Source organism: Herbaspirillum sp. GW822-FHT03A08 (genome assembly GCF_058801885.1).
Window position 1 is genome coordinate 433,036 of record NZ_JBXANR010000002.1, and the last position, 18,395, is coordinate 451,430.

Below are 18,395 nucleotides of genomic sequence, written 5' to 3' on the forward strand. Positions count from 1 at the left end.
CGTAACTACTCTAAATTACGCTCGGCTAACTAGATTGTTTTGCAGTGGCACGTGTGCCAATGAAGCCCAGCCCGAGGGGTTCACTCCAATCTACAGTCAAACTATCAGATGCAAGGGAAAATTAGTAACTATCATCCTAAATAGAGGCTAAAACTATCCTACTTAATAGTTACTTAGGGTGCGCCTTGAATGCATATTGTAATTTTAAGCCTTAATACATTGAAAATAGTTATAAGGTGTTTTTTTACGGCTAAAAAAGCCGTATATTTAGTCACAACATGGTAGTCACCGCCAGTTCAATTGCTTATTCCACTGTTACGGATTTCGCGAGGTTCCGAGGCTTGTCGACGTCGGTACCACGTGCCAACGCCGTGTGATATGCCAGCAATTGCAGCGGCACCACGTGCAGGATTGGCGACAGCAAGCCGTAATGCTCAGGCAGACGGATGACATGCAAGCCTTCGCTGGAGACGATGCTGGAGCCTGCGTCGGCGAAGACGTATAACTGGCCGCCACGGGCGCGGACTTCCTGCATGTTCGACTTCAGTTTTTCAATCAGTGCATCGTTCGGTGCAATCGTGACGACCGGCATTTCTTCCGTGACCAAGGCCAGCGGGCCGTGCTTGAGTTCGCCGGCGGCGTAGGCTTCGGCGTGGATGTAGGTGATCTCTTTGAGCTTCAGTGCACCTTCGAGTGCGATCGGGTAGTGCAGGCCGCGGCCGAGGAAGAGGGCGTTTTCTTTGCGTGCAAACGCTTCGGCCCAGGCGACGATGCTTGGCTCCAGTGCGAGCACGCTTTGCAGCGCCGCAGGCAGGTGGCGCATGGCCTTGAGATGTTTCGCTTCTTGTTCGTCGCTGAGCAGGCCACGGGTTTGCGCCAATGCCAGCGTCAGGAGGAACAATGCCGCCAGCTGCGTGGTGAATGCTTTGGTGGAGGCGACGCCGACTTCAACGCCGGCACGGGTGATGTAGGCCAGTTGCGATTCGCGCACCATGGCGCTGGTAGCGACGTTGCAGATGGTGAGGGTATTGGTCATGCCTTGCGCGCGCGCGTGTTTGAGTGCGGCAAGCGTGTCGGCGGTTTCGCCGCTTTGAGAGATGGTGACGACCAGTGTTTTCGGATTGGCGACGCTGTCGCGGTAGCGGTATTCGCTGGCGATTTCGACGTTGACCGGGATCTTGGCGATCGACTCGATCCAGTACTTGGCAGTCAGGCCGGAATAGTAGCTGGTGCCGCAGGCGAGGATGAGCACCGAGTCGATGTGCTTGAAAACCTTGTGGGCGCCGTCGCCGAACAGTTCCGGCATGATGCCGTCGACGCCTTCGAGCGTGTCGGCGATGGCGCGCGGTTGTTCGAAGATTTCCTTTTGCATGAAGTGCTGATACGGGCCGAGCTCCACCGCGCTGGTGAAGGCGTGCACGGTTTTGACTTCGCGATCGGCCGGTTTGCCGTTGACGTCGACGATCCAGTAGCGCTGCAGTTGCAGGTCGACGACGTCGCCTTCTTCCAGATAGACGATCTGATCCGTGGTGCCGGCCAGCGCCATGGCGTCGGAGGCGACGAAGTTCTGGCCTTCGCCGACGCCGAGGATCAGCGGCGAGCCATGGCGCGCAGCGACGACGCGGTGCGGTTCGTCGACGCAGAAGACGGCGATGGCGTAAGCACCGGTCAGCCGGCGTACCGCTTGTTGCACGGTGTCGAACAGATCGCCGGTATACATATGGTCGACCAGGTGGGCGATGACTTCGGTGTCAGTCTGGCTTTCAAAGACGTAGCCCGCGCCTTGCAATTCTTTGCGCAGTTCTTCGTAGTTCTCGATGATGCCGTTGTGGACCAGCGCGATGCGGTCGCGCGAAAAGTGCGGGTGGGCGTTGTGAGTCGCGGGAGCACCGTGCGTGGCCCAGCGGGTGTGGGCGATGCCGGTGAAGCCTGCGAGGTGCGTCTCTGCAACTTGCTTTTGCAATTCGGCAACACGCGAAGTGCTGCGCGAGCGCTGCAGTTTGCCGTCCATGTGCACGGCTACGCCGCAGGAATCATAGCCGCGGTATTCCAGGCGTTTCAATCCCTCCAGCAAAATTGGAGTGACATCCTTTTGCGCCACGGCGCCGACGATTCCGCACATATGCTGCCTTTCGTATTTGAGTGAATGGACTCATGTTAGGGCAGGCGATGTGAAATAAGATTTCTAAATTTGTTTATATTTGTACTATTATTCCAATAGATATGTATGTTGAAATAATATTTCAAATATTGAATATAAATGGAAAAAATAGAGATCGATGATCTGGATAAACGGATCCTGAACGCCTTGCAGGACGATGCTTCGCAAACCAATCATCAGTTGGCCGAGCGCGTGCACGCTTCGGCGCCGACTTGTCTGCGCCGGGTCAAGCGCCTGGTGGACGCGGGTGTAATTGCACGGCAGGTCGCTTTGCTGGCGCCGGAGAAGCTCGGCCCGTCATTGACGGCCATCGTCGAGATCACGCTGGATCAGCAGGGTGACGAACGGCAGGTGGAGTTTGAGTCGTTGGTCGCGGGCGAGGCCGCGGTGCTGCAGTGCTACCGCGTCTCGCCGGGGCCGGATTTCGTATTGATGGTGCAGGTGGCGGACATGCCGGACTATCACGCGCTGGCGCACCGCCTGTTTGCCACGCACAAGAATGTGCGCAACGTGCGCAGCTATTTCTCCATTCATCGCAGCAAGTTCGAAACGCGGATCGCCGTCTGAGGCGGGTGCCAGGCTTTTCGCGCTTTATTTCTTGATTTTGACCGGACGGGTCCAGCCGGGCAGCGACATCTGCTTGGCGCGTGACAGCGTCAACTGGTCTGCCGGCGCATCCTTTGTCAGCGTCGTGCCGGCGCCGATGGTGGCGCCTCTGCCGATGCGTACCGGTGCAATCAACTGGCTGTCGCTGCCGACAAAGACGTCGTCCTCGATAATGGTCTCGAACTTGTTGACGCCATCGTAGTTGCAGGTGATGACGCCCGCGCCGACATTGACGCCGGAGCCGATAGTTGCATCGCCGATATAGGCAAGATGATTGGCTTTGCTGCGCGCGGCGATCTTGCTCTTTTTAACTTCCACAAAGTTGCCGATATGCACTTCTTCGCCCAGTTCTGTGCCGGGGCGCAGGCGCGCGTAGGGGCCGACTTGCGCGGCCGCGCCGACAATGGCGTCGTCGATGTGCGAAAACGCTTTGATCTGTGCGCCTTTGCCGATGCGCGCATTCCTGATGATGCAATTGGCGCCGATGGTGGCGCCGTCTTCGATTTCAACCTCGCCTTCGAAGATGCAGTTGACGTCGATGCTGACGTCGCGGCCGCAGGCCAGCGTGCCGCGTACGTCCAGGCGCGCGGGATCGAGCAGCGTGACGCCTTGCTCCAGCAGGGCGTTGGCGATGCGGCGTTGATAGGCGCGTTCCAGTTCCGCCAGCTGCACTTTACTGTTGACGCCGAGTGTCTCGGCGATGTCCGCCGGCTGGGCCGACACGACTTCGACGCCGTCGGCGACTGCCGCAGCGACGACGTCGGTCAGGTAATACTCGCCCTGAGCGTTGTCGTTGGACAGTGCTGCCAGCCAGTCGCGCAGCCTGGCGGTCGGGGCGGCAATGATGCCGGTATTGACCTCTTGAATCGCACGTTCGGCATCGTTAGCATCTTTTTGCTCGACGATGCGCGTGATCTTATCGTGTTCGCGCACGATGCGTCCGTAGCCGGTGGGATCTGCGACGGTGACGGTCAACACGGCCAGCTTGTCGCTGCCGGCCGCAGCCAGCAAGCGTTGCAGCGTCGCCGGGGTAGTCAGCGGCACGTCGCCGTACAGCACCAGTGTGGGCGCGTTATCGTCGATGAAAGGCAGCGCCTGCGCGACGGCATGGCCGGTGCCGAGCTGCGGTTCTTGCAGGGCGAATGACAACGCGGGGTCGGTAAAGCTGGACGGGACGGCGTCGCCGCCATGGCCGTAGACCACGCACAATTTCGCGGGCGCCAGTGTTCTGGCGGTGTCAACGACGTGGCTCAGCAAGGATTTGCCGGCGAGGGGGTGGAGGACTTTTGGCAGTGCGGATTGCATGCGCTTGCCCATGCCGGCAGCGAGGATAACGACGTTCATACGTTCTGGATTGGCGACGGAAGATAAGCCGAAAGTGTAGCACGCGCCTGCCCCGGCGGCGGGTGAGAAAGCTTGCTCAAATACAAAGTTGAGGGTTAATTCTGCGCTTTCTCGGTGCTTTGAGTAGCCGATCTGCCATTAAGATGCTATCTGGTCCATGATGTCCTTCGTGTGTTCGCGGCAGGACGGCAGCACGCTGGAAAGTCCGATGGCATCAAATCGGGACAAAGACAATTGTTGAAGGTATGCATGAAAATTCTGCTTTTGAATGACGAGTTCTATACCACTGGCGCCAGTACGGCCATGTTGCGATTGGCCGAACGCCTGGTACAGAACCATGAAGTGTTCGTCATGCCGCGCATCGATGGGGATGGCGACATCAAAAAGAAATTTGAGGCATTGGGCATTCCGATTGTCAAAAATATCGGAGCGGTTGATTTGCTCATCGCCAATACCTTGATGGCTGGCGCGCATGTCGCCGAGGCGGCGCCAAAGTGTCCGGTGATCTGGTGGATTCACGAGGCGGAAGTGGGGCGCGACATGATCCTGCGTTTCCCGCAGCTGGCGCAAGGATTCAAGCATGCTTCGCACATCGTGTTTCAGACCGAATATCAGCGCAAGGTGTACGGCAGCTTCCTGTTTGACAGCCCCGCCACCGTACACGTGATGCCGTTCTGGAACGACGCCATCTACAAATATGCAGATCTTCAGCCGATGCCTAAGGCCAAGAAGCGCATTGTTTGCATCGGCACCATTGAACCTCGCAAGCGCATGGAAGATACTGTCATGGCGGTCGATGCCATGCCGGCGGAATTGCGCAATCAGATCGAGGTGGTGTTCATCGGCAAATACCTGCAAATGAGCGAAGGCGCCAAAAAGCTTGCGGACGCTTTTCCTGATCGCTATCGCATGCTGGGTGAATTGCCGAACGAGGATGCCTTGTCCTACCTGGCATCGGCTGATGCTTTCGTATTGGCCAGCACCAGCGAATCGCAGCCCTTGACGATCTGGGAGGCATTTGAGCTGGAAGTGCCGGTTTTCCTCTCCGATCTGGAGACATATTCCCATATCGGCCTGCGCCACGCGCGCAATGTCATGATGCACCCGACCGGCAACGTCGAAATGCTGTCGACCAATCTGCAATTGCTGCTGACCAGTGATGGCTTGCGCAAGAGCGTGACGAAAGCCGGAAAAAGTCTATTGCTGAAAAATCTCACCAATGACTGGAAAGATGAATTTGAACGCATCACCTATCGTACGTACTCAGAATCGGAAATCAAGAAGCATGGTTATTGAGCCACGCTGCTGATGAATCGCCACGTTTGATCTCTTCGCACTATCTGGACTGGACACTACAATGACTTTCAACCAACGCGCCACAACCTTGCTGCAGTTGCCGGTTTCTCCGATCACATGGGACAGCATTCTGAAAGAATGCGACCGGCTTGAGGGGGATTTTTTGCATATACCTTCCGGCTACAAGTGGGCGCTGGACTACAAACGTTTTCAGGTGGAGCGCGAGCGTGGCAACAACGGCATGGCGTTGCTTTATCTGAAATCCGCCATCGCGACGATGCCCTATAACAACGACATCCTGGGCGACTACCAAAGCCTGGTGAAAAAGGTCTCCGGCATCAAAAATCTCGTCATAATTATTACGAGCAAGCGAAGCGAGAACAAGGCGCTGAGATTAGCGGCGCAGTTTGACCAGGCCAATATCGAATACATGATCGTCAGCGGTGCCGATACGCAGTCGATCGAGCACGTCCGGGCGCTGCAGGTTGATGTGTCGGACCGCTATGAATCGACACCGCAAAAAGTCGCTGCGGCGTTCACCTGGGTGTATGAAAACATCGGCACCAATGTCGGTGTCATGAAGGTGGACGACGAGATGATCCTGCAGGACGGCGCAAAACTGCGCCAGGTCCTCAATCAGCTTTGTGCTGAGAACGTCTATGCCGGCGTACCGGCGGCAAGCCTGGATCACGACCGTTGCCAGCACTGGGGACTGTGCACAAGCCAGGATCTGAACCAGCGCGTGTACGGACGTCCGGTGTTGCGCCCATGGGCATCCGGCGGCGCCTACTACCTTGGTCCGAAGCCGCTTGAAAAAGTCGTGTTGTCGCTCCTGAGGTTCCCTGGCTTGTTCGAAGGGGAATACTACGAAGACAAGCTCATCGGCGACGTTCTGGTGTTTGAAGGCGAAAGCCTGACTGAGCGCAAGAACTACGCTGAATTCGGACTCTTCCTGCCTGGCGCGCTCGCTGCACAATCAGCCCCGGTTAAACAGGCGAATACGGCTACTGCCGCCGCTGCAGCTCCGACGCTGACGATTCCGGCAGCGATGCCCGCAGCGGCTCCCGCAAAAACCACCGCACCGGCCGCTGCCGCCGCCCCGAAAGCAGCGGCACCCGCACAGAAACATGCCAATCCGCTGAAGCTCTCGGAGTGGAACAGCCGATAAAGACGGTCGCCTGGCGCATACCGGAAACGGAGGCGCGCAAGTCGATTTGATACGCAACAGCACGGCTTTTTGAATAGGTATTTAGGTATGAATACTTTTAACGTATGTATCGGGCATTTGCCATTTCCTGAGAAGCACGCACATTTCATCGATCTGGCCATTTCGCCGAATGTGGTGGTGGGCGGAGCAAAACGAAAGGCGATCGTCCCGGACGACATCTATGGCGAAAACGGTCATTCTCTGTCCGAATATGCGCAGTTGATCTGGCTCTATAAAAAGATCGACGCACTCGCGCCGAATGCGCAGTATGTCAACATCTCGCACTATCGCAGATTTGTCTCTCCTGAACCGGTTGACGGCAACAAGGCGTCCAACGGTTCCTGGATTACCACGATCCAGGAAGACGAACTGGACGCCTATGCAGCGTGTTTTGACCGCACTCAGAACATCACCTGCTTCAACACGCCGGTCAAGTTTTCCGATGGCGTGTTGACACAATATGCGGCCCAGCATGTGCTTGAAGACATGCTCAATTTTGTAAAGTATCTGGTTGAGATCGAAATGTTCTCGGCCGTCGATGCAGCCAAGTTTTTGCGCTACGACACCATCATTCCCGCCTGCAGCGTTGGCATCTATCAGATAGAGATTTTCAAGAAGCTCTATTCATATCTTGAGCGCGCTGCGGAATTTTTACACTCGCCGTACTTCATCGCCCGCGAAGGCTACCAGCGCCGTTCAATGGGATTTTTGCTGGAACGCTTGCAAAGTTTCATGATTCTGGAACTGCTTGGGCAGATGGGAAAATTCGGACAGAATATGATGATTTCCGAATCGCAGGCGGTGACGTCGACGGTAGGTCGGGTTAACTAACTCATGCATTGAAGAAGCCGTGAAGAATTTGGTACAGATTCTTCATAACGACGGATTCCATCAGGCGCAACAGCCGTCGCCGATGGGGGAGATGAAAAGAGGAATGGAAAATGGAAAATAAGGTCGCGTTGATTACCGGTGTTACCGGCCAGGATGGCGCCTATCTGGCAGAGCTGCTGTTGAGCAAGGGATATATTGTCCACGGTCTCAAACGCCGCGCATCGCAATTCAATACCGCACGGGTCGATCATCTGTACAACGATCCGCATGAAGATGGCGTTCGCTTCTTCCTGCATCATGGCGACCTGAGCGATTCTTCGAATCTGACGCGCATCATTCAGCAAACACAACCTGACGAAATTTATAACCTGGCGGCGATGAGCCACGTCGCAGTGAGTTTCGAATCGCCCGAATATGCGGCCGATATCGACGGCGTCGGTGCATTGCGCTTGCTGGAATCGATTCGCTTGCTGGGCATGACTAAGAAGACGCGTTTCTATCAGGCATCCACGTCAGAAATGTACGGCCTGGTTCAGGAAGTCCCGCAAAAGGAAACCACACCATTTTATCCGCGCAGTCCGTATGCCGTCGCCAAGTTGTACGCGTACTGGATCACCGTCAATTATCGCGAGGCATATGGCCTCTATGCGTGCAACGGCATTCTGTTCAATCACGAATCGCCATTGCGCGGCGAGAATTTCGTTACCCGCAAAATTACGCGCGCACTCACACGCATCAAGCTGGGCTTGCAGGATCATCTGTATCTGGGCAACCTGAATGCGCTGCGCGACTGGGGCCATGCGAAGGATTACGTAGAAATGCAATGGCTCATGCTGCAGCAGGAAAAGCCGGAAGATTTCGTCATTGCCACCGGCGTCCAGCATAGCGTGCGCGACTTCGTCAATATCGCTGCGCAGGAGCTGGGCATCACCATGCGCTGGGAGGGGACGGGCGTCGACGAAAAGGGTTACGACGACAAAGGCAACTGCATCGTCTCGGTTGACCCGCGGTACTTCCGTCCGACCGAAGTTGAAACCTTGCTGGGCGACTCCACCAAGGCCAAGACGGTACTGGGCTGGGAACCGAAAATCACCTTCCGCGAGCTGGTCACGGAGATGGTGCGCGAGGACCTGAAGACCACCGAGCGGGATGAATTGACGAAGCGTCACGGTTACTACACCAACGTGTATCACGAATAAGCGTGCTTGCACGAATGGCTGAATGTGCAGCGGTAAACACTGCTGCTTGAACAAATGGACGATTTGAGGACGAAGTGCTCGGTCAAAAGACTGCCTTAATCACCGGAATCGCTGGGCAGGACGGCAGTTATCTGGCCGAACTGCTGTGCGGCAAAGGTTACCGCGTTCTGGGAACCACTCACCGGGACGCCGGGACGGCGAGTTTCGGCGGCGCCACTGTCGATGTAGTCAGACTTGATCTTGCCGACACACAGGCCGTCGCGGATCTGGTTGCAGCAACGCGCCCGGACGAAATCTACAACGTGGCGGCCAGAGCCTCCAGTTCTCAATTGTTTGATGAACCGATCGAGACCGCAGAAATCAACGGCGTAGCGACGGTCCGGTTTCTGGAGGCGATCAAACAGTTCTGCCCGGAGACACGCTTTTGCCAGGCGGCCAGCAGTGAAGTGTTTGCGGGGGCGAGAACAACGCCTCAGGATGAGGCCACTGAGATAGCGCCGATCAATAGTTATGGCGCTGCCAAAGCTTATGGGTTGCACATGGTGCGCATGTATCGAAGCCGTTATGCGCTGCATGCCTCCACGGCGATCTTGTTCAATCACGAGAGCCCGCGTCGCGGGGAGCAATATGTGACGCGCAAGATCAGCAAGGCGGTCGCCATGATTGCCGCCGGCAAGGCGCAGGTGCTTGAGCTGGGAAATCTGGACAGCCGGCGCGACTGGGGATATGCCGGCGATGTGGCCGACGCAATGTGGCGGATGTTGCAGCATCATGCCGGCGACGATTATGTTGTGGCTACCGGACAGAGCCATAGTGTTCGTGATTTTTGCCAGATTGCGTTTGAGCATGTCGGCTTGAATTATCTCGATCATGTCAAAGTGAACGAGGCATTCAACGGCAGAGTCGATACGGTGGAACTCAGAGGCAATCCGCAGCGCGCCAGGCAACAGTTGGGATGGCGTCCCGGGATCGAATTTTCCGAGATGGTAAAAATGATGGTTGATGCGGATCGTGAGCGTCTCAATGACACCAAGCGAGACTAAGTAAAACTGAAGACAGGAAGAATTTCTATGTATAGCGAACTGAAAGCATGCCGGATCTGCGGCAACACGCATCTTGAGCAAGTGTTGGATCTGGGCGAACAGACCTTGACCGGCGTTTTCCCGAAGAGCCGGGATCAGGTCATCACGCGCGGTCCTTTGCGTCTGGTCAAATGCACCGGCAAGGACGACTGCTGCGGTTTGCTACAGCTTGCGCACTCCTATGACCTGGGCGAAATGTACGGCGACAATTACGGTTATCGTTCCGGACTCAATGCCAGCATGGTCAAGCATCTCAATGCCAAGGTCGAACGAATTCTCGGACTGGTGGATGCAAGCGGCGAGCCAATTATTCTCGATATCGGCAGCAACGACGGCACCACCTTGCGTGCGTACGGCGACAAGATCGGCACGCGCGTCGGGATCGATCCTACTGCGGAAAAATTCAGCCAGTACTATCCGGAAGGCGTAAAGATCATTCCTGATTTCTTTACCGCGAAAGTATTTCGCGCGGCCTTTCCGAATCGCAAAGCGCGTGTCGTCACATCGTTTTCAATGTTCTACGATCTCGAGCGTCCGCTGGATTTCGTGACGGAAGTCGCCGAGATTCTCGACGATCAGGGCATCTGGGTCTTTGAACAGAGTTACATGCCTTTGATGCTGGAGCGCAATTCCTATGACACCGCGTGCCATGAACATCTTGAGTACTACGCACTGAAACAGATTCATTGGATGACGGAAAAAGCAGGATTGAAAATCGTCGATGTCGAATTCAATGACGTCAATGGCGGCAGCTTCTCGATCACCGCCGCGAAGAAAGCTTCGTCCTATCCGGAATACGACAAGCTGAAGGCCTTGCTGGAGCAGGAAAGAGCATCGGGTCTGGATACGCTGACGCCGTACCAGGAATTCGCCGTTCGCGTAAAAGACAGCAAAGATGAATTGCGCCGCTTCGTGACCGATGCGGTCGCTGCGGGCAAGCGCGTTGTGTGTCTTGGTGCATCGACGAAAGGCAACGTCTTGCTGCAATACTGCGGCTTTACGACCGATGAAATTTCTGCCGTCGGCGAAGTGAATCCTGAAAAATACGGCAGCTTCACTCCCGGAACATTACTGCCGATCGTTCCTGAGACCGACTTTCACGCTGACGAGCCGGACTATCTGATCGTGCTGCCGTGGCACTTCAAGGAATTTTTCCTGAAGAACAATAAACTGAAAAAAGGGAAGCTGGTTTTTCCGCTGCCGAATCTGGAAGTCGTCGGCTAAGGGACTTGAACCATCGCTGCATCACGTTCATGCATGAACGTGATGCAACTATGGTGATATCTCCGTCAACGCAGTCTGCTCATGCCGGTGCTGAAGAAATTCAGCACCGGCATGTTCATTTCAGGGCAGGAGCTGGAAGTCAGATGAACCATTCATATTTATGAACGTGTCTGTTTTCGACAAACAGGTACATGAGCTGATTGAGGCTGGCGATGGTGGTGATCGCATAGTTGCTCATGTTGTACTGATCGTAAAGCGATCGTATCGTCTCTTGCGGAACGCCGGCAAACAGCATGGTTGCCTTCATCTGCATGGCAATAGGAATGTACTGGTGAAGGTTGAGCGGCGCTTCGCTGCCATCCATGCGCACCCAGATTTCGCTTCCGGATTTGGCGGCGGATTCGGCAATGATGGCCGGTACGGCAGCATTAAATTCCGTTTCATTCAATAGCTTGACCGATTCCTGCGCATTCGCCCGGGCATTGCGTTGCCTGGATTGTTGCGCAGCTGCCGTCAGCGAGACGGAATAGCATTGGTCGAACTGACTATTGAGCACCACCAGCAGATCGCCATCGTCGGCGCCGATATCAATGTAGATGTTGCCGCTGACTTCCATCGCATTGAAAAATCGAAGCAACTCCTCTTGATACGGAATGCGGCTTTTTCTGGAAATGGCAAACAGGTCGGGATCGTTGATATGTTTTTTGCGATAACTCAGTACGCGCGGCACCAGCTTCTCTTCTTCCGTCGCCTTCAGGCGCTCCTTGAGATAGCTGTCGGGGATCGAGTAGAGGCAGATAAAGGCGTCGTCGAGGCTGCACAATATCTCGTAGCTGTTCTTGGTCTGGTTGAAGTATGCACCAAGCGGGAAAATGATCGGCTGTCCCAGGTACCAGCCGTGCTTGTCGCTGCCGGACTTGAATGGCGAGGTCGTGATTGGTTCAGGCGTGAAGAAACGCGGCGCATAGGGCGCGTGTTTCGAGAAAATGCAGGCGCCGCCGTAATATATTTTCTTGCCGCCGGTTTTTGCGGATGAATGGAAAAAGGTGATGTATTCGTCGGGGCCGTATTCGATGGGAACGCTGCCCCCTCTGATTTCACCGTAACCCCACTCCAGTCCGGGGCCCTGATAGGTGTTGGCGAAGCTCCAATTGCCCGGATCGCCTGCAATGGAAAGCTCCAGCACAATCCATGGCGCGTGCGAATAGAGGATACCGATGGTGTCGTTGTTGATAAAGAACGGGACCCAGTTCTTTTCGTAACCGATCATGGAGTTGTCCGGCTTTTTCCCTGTTCCAAGCGGATTCTGCGGCAGCTTCAGGTGATGGATCAGACTGAATCCATCGTTCCATGCAATTTCGGCCATGGCAATGGTGGTGCCGATGATTTCGCCCTGGTCGCTTCGGTCCACGTAGACATACATCAGGAACAGGCGGTTGCCCACAACCAGCAGGCGGGGATCCTCACCTGCGGGAATCAGTTGAAACGGCGCGCCGACAGGCGACAGATCCTGATCTACCCGCACCATCCAGATTTCGCCTGCACCCCAGACGGGGGGATTTTTGTTGCGGCGAAATGCAACCCACTGTTCACCGTTAGGCAACGTCGCTACCGACGGGCAGAATTCGAGGTAAGCCTGTTCGTCAAACCGGTTCCAGATCTTAGGTTTGGTAATCTTGTTTATCGTCATGGGGCACCTCGTTTCAATTCATCCAGTCCCGGCGGCGAGACTAAATCTGATCATGCAGCAGGGAGTTTAAGAACCTATCGCCAGGCTCGCGGCGCAAGGGTATGTGCAAAGCCTAAGCTGAGGAAAGCGGATCATCAGATCCGGACCGGCTTGTATCGATTCCTGATCCGGCAGTCATGACGCGCATGGCTGCCGCATCGCGAGTCGTCCGGGGGCTACGGCTCAGGGTGTGCGGAACAGAACGTTCTGCGGCAGCAAAGGCAGATTGGGCAGGTTTTGCAGCTCGTCGATTTTCTTTCGATCGATTGCCTGCGGATCGACCCACCAGTCTTCAAACGGAATCGGATCCGGCGAGACTACCGCATACATGACGCACAAGTCCTTTGCCACCAGCTCGTAACCATAGCTGTGCAGAATTTCTCTGCTCTCGTCGCGAGCGCGATAGTCTCTCGAGTAGGCGTCTGTTTCAAAGGTGATTACTGAAAAGCGATGCGTGTCGAGAGGCAATCGTTTCAGCACTTGCAGCGTATTGAAGCTGGGATCGATGTCCAGCTGCAAATAGTCGATGCGCTTCTGATCGGCGCCGAACCAGCGGGGAATCGCTTCTGCGTAATCGAGCGTCAGGGCGTCGGCAATGACGAAGTCGCCGTTAGGCCGCTCCGTCATCCAGGACTGCAGGCAGGCCGGATCGTATTCCAGGGAAATGCCTTGCCAGTCAAAGACGGTATTGAGCAAAAAAGTATTGCTGTGAAAGCTGGCAACGTTGGCGCCCACTTCCAGGTAGCGCCCATTCATGCGGCCATCCAGCATCGAGAGTGCGAACAGGTCTTGCCATGCCTGAGAGTGATTCTGAGTCATGCGCTTGGCATTCTCAAATGGGAATCTCAGGAGCTCGGCCATGCCAGGCTGCCATTTCCAGGTGTTCATCAGAACGTCTTTATTCATTGCGTACCCATCTGTTTGGTTCAGTGTTGCAACGCGAAACGCGCCGGAAGATTGTCATGCAGATTCGTTTTTTATACCTGGACGTCTTTTAAGGCCTTGCACATTTTCTGGCGCTCATTGTAGCCGGATGCCCAATCATAATCGGCATCGGCATGGGGTTAAACGCCAAATAACAATATGAAATCCGGGTTTTGAAGCATTTTGGCGGCGGCTCATTGCAGCTTGCGAAAGTTTGATGCGCCGCAGCCTCATGCTCAGGTCAATTTGCTGTAAACCTCGTTATACAGCGCCGCTTTTTCCTTGAGGTCGTAGTCTGCTTGGACTTCCATCTGTCCCGCCTTGGCGAGGGCGTGGCGTTTTTCCGGCGATTCGATCAACAAGGTGATCGCCTCCAGCCAGGCGTCGCTGGAGTTCGGCATCAGCAGCCCGGTGCGATCATGCGTCACGACCTCGTTATACACGGACACATCGCTGAATATCGACGCAATGCCTGCGGCCGAATAGTCCAGCCATTTGATGTAGCTCTTGCACTGGTTGTATTCGTCGGATGCCAGCGGAATCAGTGCGATGTCCCAGTTCCAGTCCTTCAGTTGCGCCGCGTAGTTGACGTATTCATGGACAAACGACAGGAAGGTCGTCTGTGGATGATGTTGCCATTCCTTCGGGCATTCCCAGCCGACAAAATAGATGTGCAGCCGGGCGCCGTAGCGCTCGACCAGCGTGTGCAAGGCGGCATTCACCAGTGCAAAATTGGACGGCTGGATGGACGAGCCGAGCAGTCCGATGGTGATCTTGCCATCGGTGCGTTGCGGGACCGGGCGGTAGAAAATGTCGTAGTCGATGTAGTTCGGCAGGACATGCACGTTGGGATTGAGCCGGCGGTATTTTTCGGCCAGGAACTGCGTTGAGACAACCACAGCCTTGGCGCGCTGGACGGAGTATTCAATGCCTGCTTTCCAGCTTGCGCCGGCGGCGGCTTCCGGATGGTCGTGAGGGATTTCGTTGAGCAAGTCGTCGGATTCGTAGATGACCGGTTTGCCCAGATCGAAAATCGCCTTGAGCGATGCCATCGGCATCAGCCCGGGCGTGAAGCGATGCAGGATGATCAGATCGGCGCCGTCGATAGGATCGGTCTGCAATTGGCCGTTCTGGATACCCCAGACCAGCTCCCATTCATCTTGCAAATGCGCAAACGGACGGATCAGGCGAATCTGCGGACAAGGGCTCCAGGTCGATTCCACCGAATAGACCAGTGCACGTTTCCTGCGTGCCGGTGGCGCATTGACGGCTGCCTTTGCCGATGGCGATAGTGCCGCAGAGGCGTCCCGGTTGAAGCGCTGCTGCGTGGCGGCAATGAAATCGTCCAGCTGCGGCCAGAACTGTTCCTGTGATTCGTCAGCAGGCGCTTGTGCCGGTCTGACCGGGGTGGTCAGCACAGATGCTTGCATCAAGGGGGGAGCCAGTTCTTTGCGCTGGGTATAGATGATATCTTCCGCGCCCCACTGCATGTCTTCCCGGGTCTGTCCCGTTGCCGCGGCAACCAGATAACGGATGACATTGGTTGCGCTCAGAGGATTGCCCGTGATTGTCTGCGGATAGAGCACGATGGGATTGCGCCCGTTCTGGACGTGGCCGTTGATGATGTCTTGCGTCAGTCTTGGTGTCCGCAGCGTACCGGGACTGGTATCGGTGACATAGGCTTCTTCGCCGGCGAGATTGAGCGCGTGACACAGGTAGTGCAGCGTGTTCTCCGCATTGGCATCCGAAGAAAAAGGCGGGCTGTAGAGGTAGTAAGGAGAATGCAGCCGGGCGAACAAATCTTGTCTCATGGGTACTCTGTTATCCGTGGGTATCTGCAAAGGAGCAGGGACTTGCCCCATTCTTTGGGCGGGCAAAGCAGCCGTTGTGGCGGCGGGTGTGCAGTTCGGATGAGTATATCAGTGTATTTTTTGCCTCAAATTTGAAGATGGCGGCCAAAAACAGGACAAATCGGCCCATTGCATCACTCAGTGGGCAGATCTGACGTTTAAAAAGCCAAATTGGAGCGGATAAACCATGTAGTCCAAAGGATATGGCCGGGTTAAAACGGGTAACATGCTTGCTATAAAACGCTTGTCAAACGGAAGGTTCGAGACAAATCGGTCCGCGTCAGATGCTGCCGGACTGCAACTTCAGTGTTAGGGAGCAGAGAGTGAAAGTTGTGATTCTTGCAGGTGGTCTGGGCACGCGTCTGGGTGAAGAAACCGATGTGCGTCCAAAACCGATGGTGGAGATCGGCGGCAAGCCTATCCTGTGGCACATCATGAAGAGCTACTCGCACTTCGGCTTCAATGAGTTCGTGATCCTGCTGGGTTACAAGGGCTTTCTGATCAAGGAATATTTCGCCAACTACTTCCTGCACCAGGGCGATGTCACCATCGATCTGGTCGACAACAAGGTCGAAGTGCACCGCAATAAATCCGAGCCGTGGAAGATCACGCTGCTCGAAACCGGCCTCCACACCCAGACCGGCGGCCGCTTGCTGGCGGCGCGCGACTATCTCGGTGAACAGGATTTCATGCTGACCTACGGCGACGGCGTGGCCGATGTCGATATCAAGGCACTAGTGGCGCATCACGATCAGCACAAGGCGCTGGTCACCATGACTACCGTACAGCCAGAAGCGCGCTTCGGCATGGTCAATACCGACGAAAAAGGCTACATCAACGACTTCCGCGAAAAGCCTCCGGGCGATCTCGGCTGGATCAACGGCGGTTTCATGGTGTGCCGCGCCGGTGTGTTCGATTATCTGCAGGACGGCGAAGCCACCATTTTCGAACGCGCGCCGCTGGAAAACATTGCGCGCGACGGCATGCTGCTGAACTGGCAGCATCACGGTTTCTGGAAGTGCATGGATACCTTGCGCGACAAGATCCAGCTCAACCAGCTATGGGATAGCGGTGCCGCGCAGTGGAAGAAGTGGGGCTGAGTCTGCCGACATGAAGACGCTGCCTACCGACCTGCCCGGCGTGCTGCTGATTGAAACCGATCGCCGCCGCGATGAGCGCGGCGGGTTTGCCCGCTGGTTCTGCGACACTGATCTGAGCGACGCGTTGCAAGGCGCGACCATCCGTCAGATCAATCATTCCCATACGGTGCAACGCGGCAGCGTGCGCGGCATGCATTTTCAGCATGCCCCGTACGCGGAGAAAAAAATCATCCGCTGCCTCACGGGGAAAATTTTCGACGTCGTCGTCGATCTGCGCCGCGGCTCGCCGACCTTTCTCGCCTGGCGCGGTTTCGAGCTGGAACAGGGGGATGACCGCGCCTTGCTGATTCCCGAGGGATGCGCGCATGGATTCCAGGCACTGACCGACGAAGTGCAGATGCTGTATCTGCATACCGCACCTTACACACCGGCAGCCGAGGGCGCTCTGCGTTTCGACGATCCTCGCGTCGCCATTGCGTGGCCTTTGCCGCCACAGAATTTATCCGAACGCGACCTGCAGCATCCTTTGCTGGGCGCCGATTTTTCCGGGATCAGCTTATGAAATGCCGTCACTGCCAGACCGACCTGCACGATACGTTTATCGATCTGGGTTTCTCGCCGCCGTCGAACGCCTATTTGCGTCAGGAAGACCTGATGCGCCCGGAAACCTATTATCCGCTGCGTGTGATGGTGTGCCGTTCCTGCTGGCTGGTGCAGACGCAGGATTATGCGCATTACGACCAATTGTTCGAATCCGACTACGCGTATTTTTCGTCTACCTCGACCACCTGGCTGAAGCACGCCGCCGACTACGTCGAGATGATCGCGGCGCGTCTGGCGCTCGACAAAAAATCGCTGGTGGTCGAGCTCGCCGCCAACGACGGCTATCTGCTGCAATACGTGCAGCAGCGCGGCATTCCTTGTCTGGGTGTGGAGCCAACCACCAGCACGGCCGACGCGGCACGCGCCAAGGGCATTCCGATTGTCGAAGAATTTTTCGGCGTAAAGCTGGCGCAAGACATTGCGGCGCGCGACGGCAAAGCCGACCTGATTGCCGCCAATAATGTGCTGGCGCACGTGCCGGACATCAATGATTTCCTGGGCGGCATGGCCGTGCTGTTGAAGGATGAGGGCACCATCACCATCGAATTCCCGCATCTGTTGAACCTGATCGAACAGAGCCAGTTCGATACGATTTACCACGAGCATTTTTCTTATCTGGCGCTCGGCAGCGTGGACCGAATGATGCGTACGCTGGGTTTGCGCGTCTATGACGTGGATCAGATTCCGACCCACGGCGGCAGCCTGCGCGTATATGCCTGCCATGAAAAATCATCGCATCAGCCTACCGCCGCATTGCGCCGCGTGCAGCAACAAGAATTGGATTTCGGTCTGGAAACGATCGCGACTTATCAGGGTTTCCAGGCGCGCGCTGAAACGATCAAGCTGGATTTGCTGCAATTCCTTCTTGAGCAGAAACGTCTGGGCAAGAAGGTCATGGCCTATGGCGCTGCCGCCAAGGGCAATACCCTGTTGAACTATTCCGGCGTGCATGCCGATCTGTTGCCGCTGGTCGCGGATGCCGCGGCGTCCAAACAGAACAAGTACATGCCGGGCAGCCATGTGCCTATTGCCTCGCCGGCAGCATTGCTTGCGGCGAAGCCGGACTATGTGCTGATCCTGCCGTGGAATCTGAAAGCGGAAGTGGAAGCGCAGCTCGCCGAGATCCGTAACTGGGGCGGACGTTTTGCGATCGCCGTGCCGCACATGCAGGTGTGGTAAATCTGACGTCCCCCTGAGCGCTCGCCCGGGCGCATGAATGCACTAATACGTATCGATCAC

At 55.9% G+C, this 18,395-nt stretch carries 15 protein-coding genes; 10 read left to right on the forward strand and 5 right to left on the reverse strand.

Translation table 11 applies throughout. The annotated features are described in order from the left end of the window. Nucleotides 1-304: 304 nt before the first annotated feature. Nucleotides 305-2,122, reverse strand: a complete 1,818-nt coding sequence (gene glmS / locus AC1RN6_RS06985) for a glutamine--fructose-6-phosphate transaminase (isomerizing) (protein ID WP_493004127.1) — start codon at nt 2,120-2,122, stop codon at nt 305-307. A gap of 138 nt (nt 2,123-2,260) precedes the next feature. Here glmS and AC1RN6_RS06990 point away from each other — a divergent pair, with 138 nt between their 5' ends. Continuing rightward, on the forward strand, nt 2,261-2,728 hold the full coding sequence (locus tag AC1RN6_RS06990; RefSeq protein ID WP_493004128.1) for an Lrp/AsnC family transcriptional regulator: 468 nt from the start codon (nt 2,261-2,263) through the stop codon (nt 2,726-2,728). A 24-nt stretch (nt 2,729-2,752) separates the two neighbouring features. Here AC1RN6_RS06990 and glmU read toward each other — a convergent pair whose 3' ends face one another. Then, nucleotides 2,753-4,111 carry a bifunctional UDP-N-acetylglucosamine diphosphorylase/glucosamine-1-phosphate N-acetyltransferase GlmU gene (gene glmU, locus AC1RN6_RS06995; protein ID WP_493004129.1) on the reverse strand — a complete coding sequence of 453 codons (1,359 nt, stop codon included), beginning with the start codon at nt 4,109-4,111 and terminating at the stop codon, nt 2,753-2,755. A gap of 249 nt (nt 4,112-4,360) precedes the next feature. Here glmU and AC1RN6_RS07000 point away from each other — a divergent pair, with 249 nt between their 5' ends. The 6 genes from AC1RN6_RS07000 (at nt 4,361) to AC1RN6_RS07025 (ending at nt 10,950) form a co-directional block, all read left to right on the forward strand. Next, nucleotides 4,361-5,407: a glycosyltransferase family 4 protein gene (locus tag AC1RN6_RS07000; protein ID WP_493004130.1), complete on the forward strand. Its 1,047-nt coding sequence runs from the start codon at nt 4,361-4,363 to the stop codon at nt 5,405-5,407. Nucleotides 5,408-5,495: 88 nt separating this feature from the next. Further along, the gene (locus AC1RN6_RS07005; protein WP_493004132.1) at nt 5,496-6,575 is read left to right on the forward strand and encodes a hypothetical protein; all 1,080 of its coding nucleotides are present in this window, start codon (nt 5,496-5,498) and stop codon (nt 6,573-6,575) included. Nucleotides 6,576-6,662: 87 nt separating this feature from the next. After that, on the forward strand, nt 6,663-7,445 hold the full coding sequence (locus tag AC1RN6_RS07010; protein ID WP_493004133.1) for a DUF4422 domain-containing protein: 783 nt from the start codon (nt 6,663-6,665) through the stop codon (nt 7,443-7,445). Between the two features lie 110 nt (nt 7,446-7,555). Continuing rightward, on the forward strand, nt 7,556-8,644 hold the full coding sequence (gene gmd / locus AC1RN6_RS07015; protein ID WP_493004135.1) for a GDP-mannose 4,6-dehydratase: 1,089 nt from the start codon (nt 7,556-7,558) through the stop codon (nt 8,642-8,644). Between the two features lie 74 nt (nt 8,645-8,718). Beyond that, a complete protein-coding gene (locus AC1RN6_RS07020) occupies nt 8,719-9,687 on the forward strand; it encodes a GDP-mannose 4,6-dehydratase (protein ID WP_493004137.1) in 969 nt (322 codons plus the stop codon). 27 nt (nt 9,688-9,714) lie between these two features. Further along, entirely contained in the window at nt 9,715-10,950 is a 1,236-nt protein-coding gene (locus AC1RN6_RS07025) for a class I SAM-dependent methyltransferase (protein ID WP_493004138.1), read from the forward strand. Between the two features lie 139 nt (nt 10,951-11,089). Here the strand turns inward: AC1RN6_RS07025 and AC1RN6_RS07030 are convergent, their stop codons facing one another. From AC1RN6_RS07030 to AC1RN6_RS07040, 3 genes are all read right to left on the reverse strand, one after another. Then, nucleotides 11,090-12,640 (reverse strand): hypothetical protein, encoded by a 1,551-nt coding sequence (locus AC1RN6_RS07030; protein WP_493004140.1) that lies wholly within the window; start codon nt 12,638-12,640, stop codon nt 11,090-11,092. A gap of 222 nt (nt 12,641-12,862) precedes the next feature. Next, nucleotides 12,863-13,498 carry a class I SAM-dependent methyltransferase gene (locus tag AC1RN6_RS07035; RefSeq protein WP_493004142.1) on the reverse strand — a complete coding sequence of 212 codons (636 nt, stop codon included), beginning with the start codon at nt 13,496-13,498 and terminating at the stop codon, nt 12,863-12,865. Between the two features lie 341 nt (nt 13,499-13,839). Beyond that, nucleotides 13,840-15,414, reverse strand: a complete 1,575-nt coding sequence (locus tag AC1RN6_RS07040; protein WP_493004144.1) for a glycosyltransferase — start codon at nt 15,412-15,414, stop codon at nt 13,840-13,842. Between the two features lie 362 nt (nt 15,415-15,776). Between AC1RN6_RS07040 and rfbF the strand changes: the two genes are divergently transcribed. From rfbF to AC1RN6_RS07055, 3 genes are read left to right on the forward strand one after another with little or no spacing between them, the layout of a single operon-like run. Next, nucleotides 15,777-16,553 (forward strand): glucose-1-phosphate cytidylyltransferase, encoded by a 777-nt coding sequence (gene rfbF, locus AC1RN6_RS07045; RefSeq protein ID WP_493004145.1) that lies wholly within the window; start codon nt 15,777-15,779, stop codon nt 16,551-16,553. Nucleotides 16,554-16,563: 10 nt separating this feature from the next. Further along, the gene (locus AC1RN6_RS07050; RefSeq protein ID WP_493004147.1) at nt 16,564-17,115 is read left to right on the forward strand and encodes a dTDP-4-dehydrorhamnose 3,5-epimerase family protein; all 552 of its coding nucleotides are present in this window, start codon (nt 16,564-16,566) and stop codon (nt 17,113-17,115) included. After that, nucleotides 17,112-18,335, forward strand: coding sequence for a methyltransferase domain-containing protein (locus AC1RN6_RS07055; protein ID WP_493004149.1), 1,224 nt, complete (start codon nt 17,112-17,114; stop codon nt 18,333-18,335). Before AC1RN6_RS07050 ends, AC1RN6_RS07055 begins: the two co-directional genes overlap by 4 nt. Nucleotides 18,336-18,395: the final 60 nt, after the last annotated feature.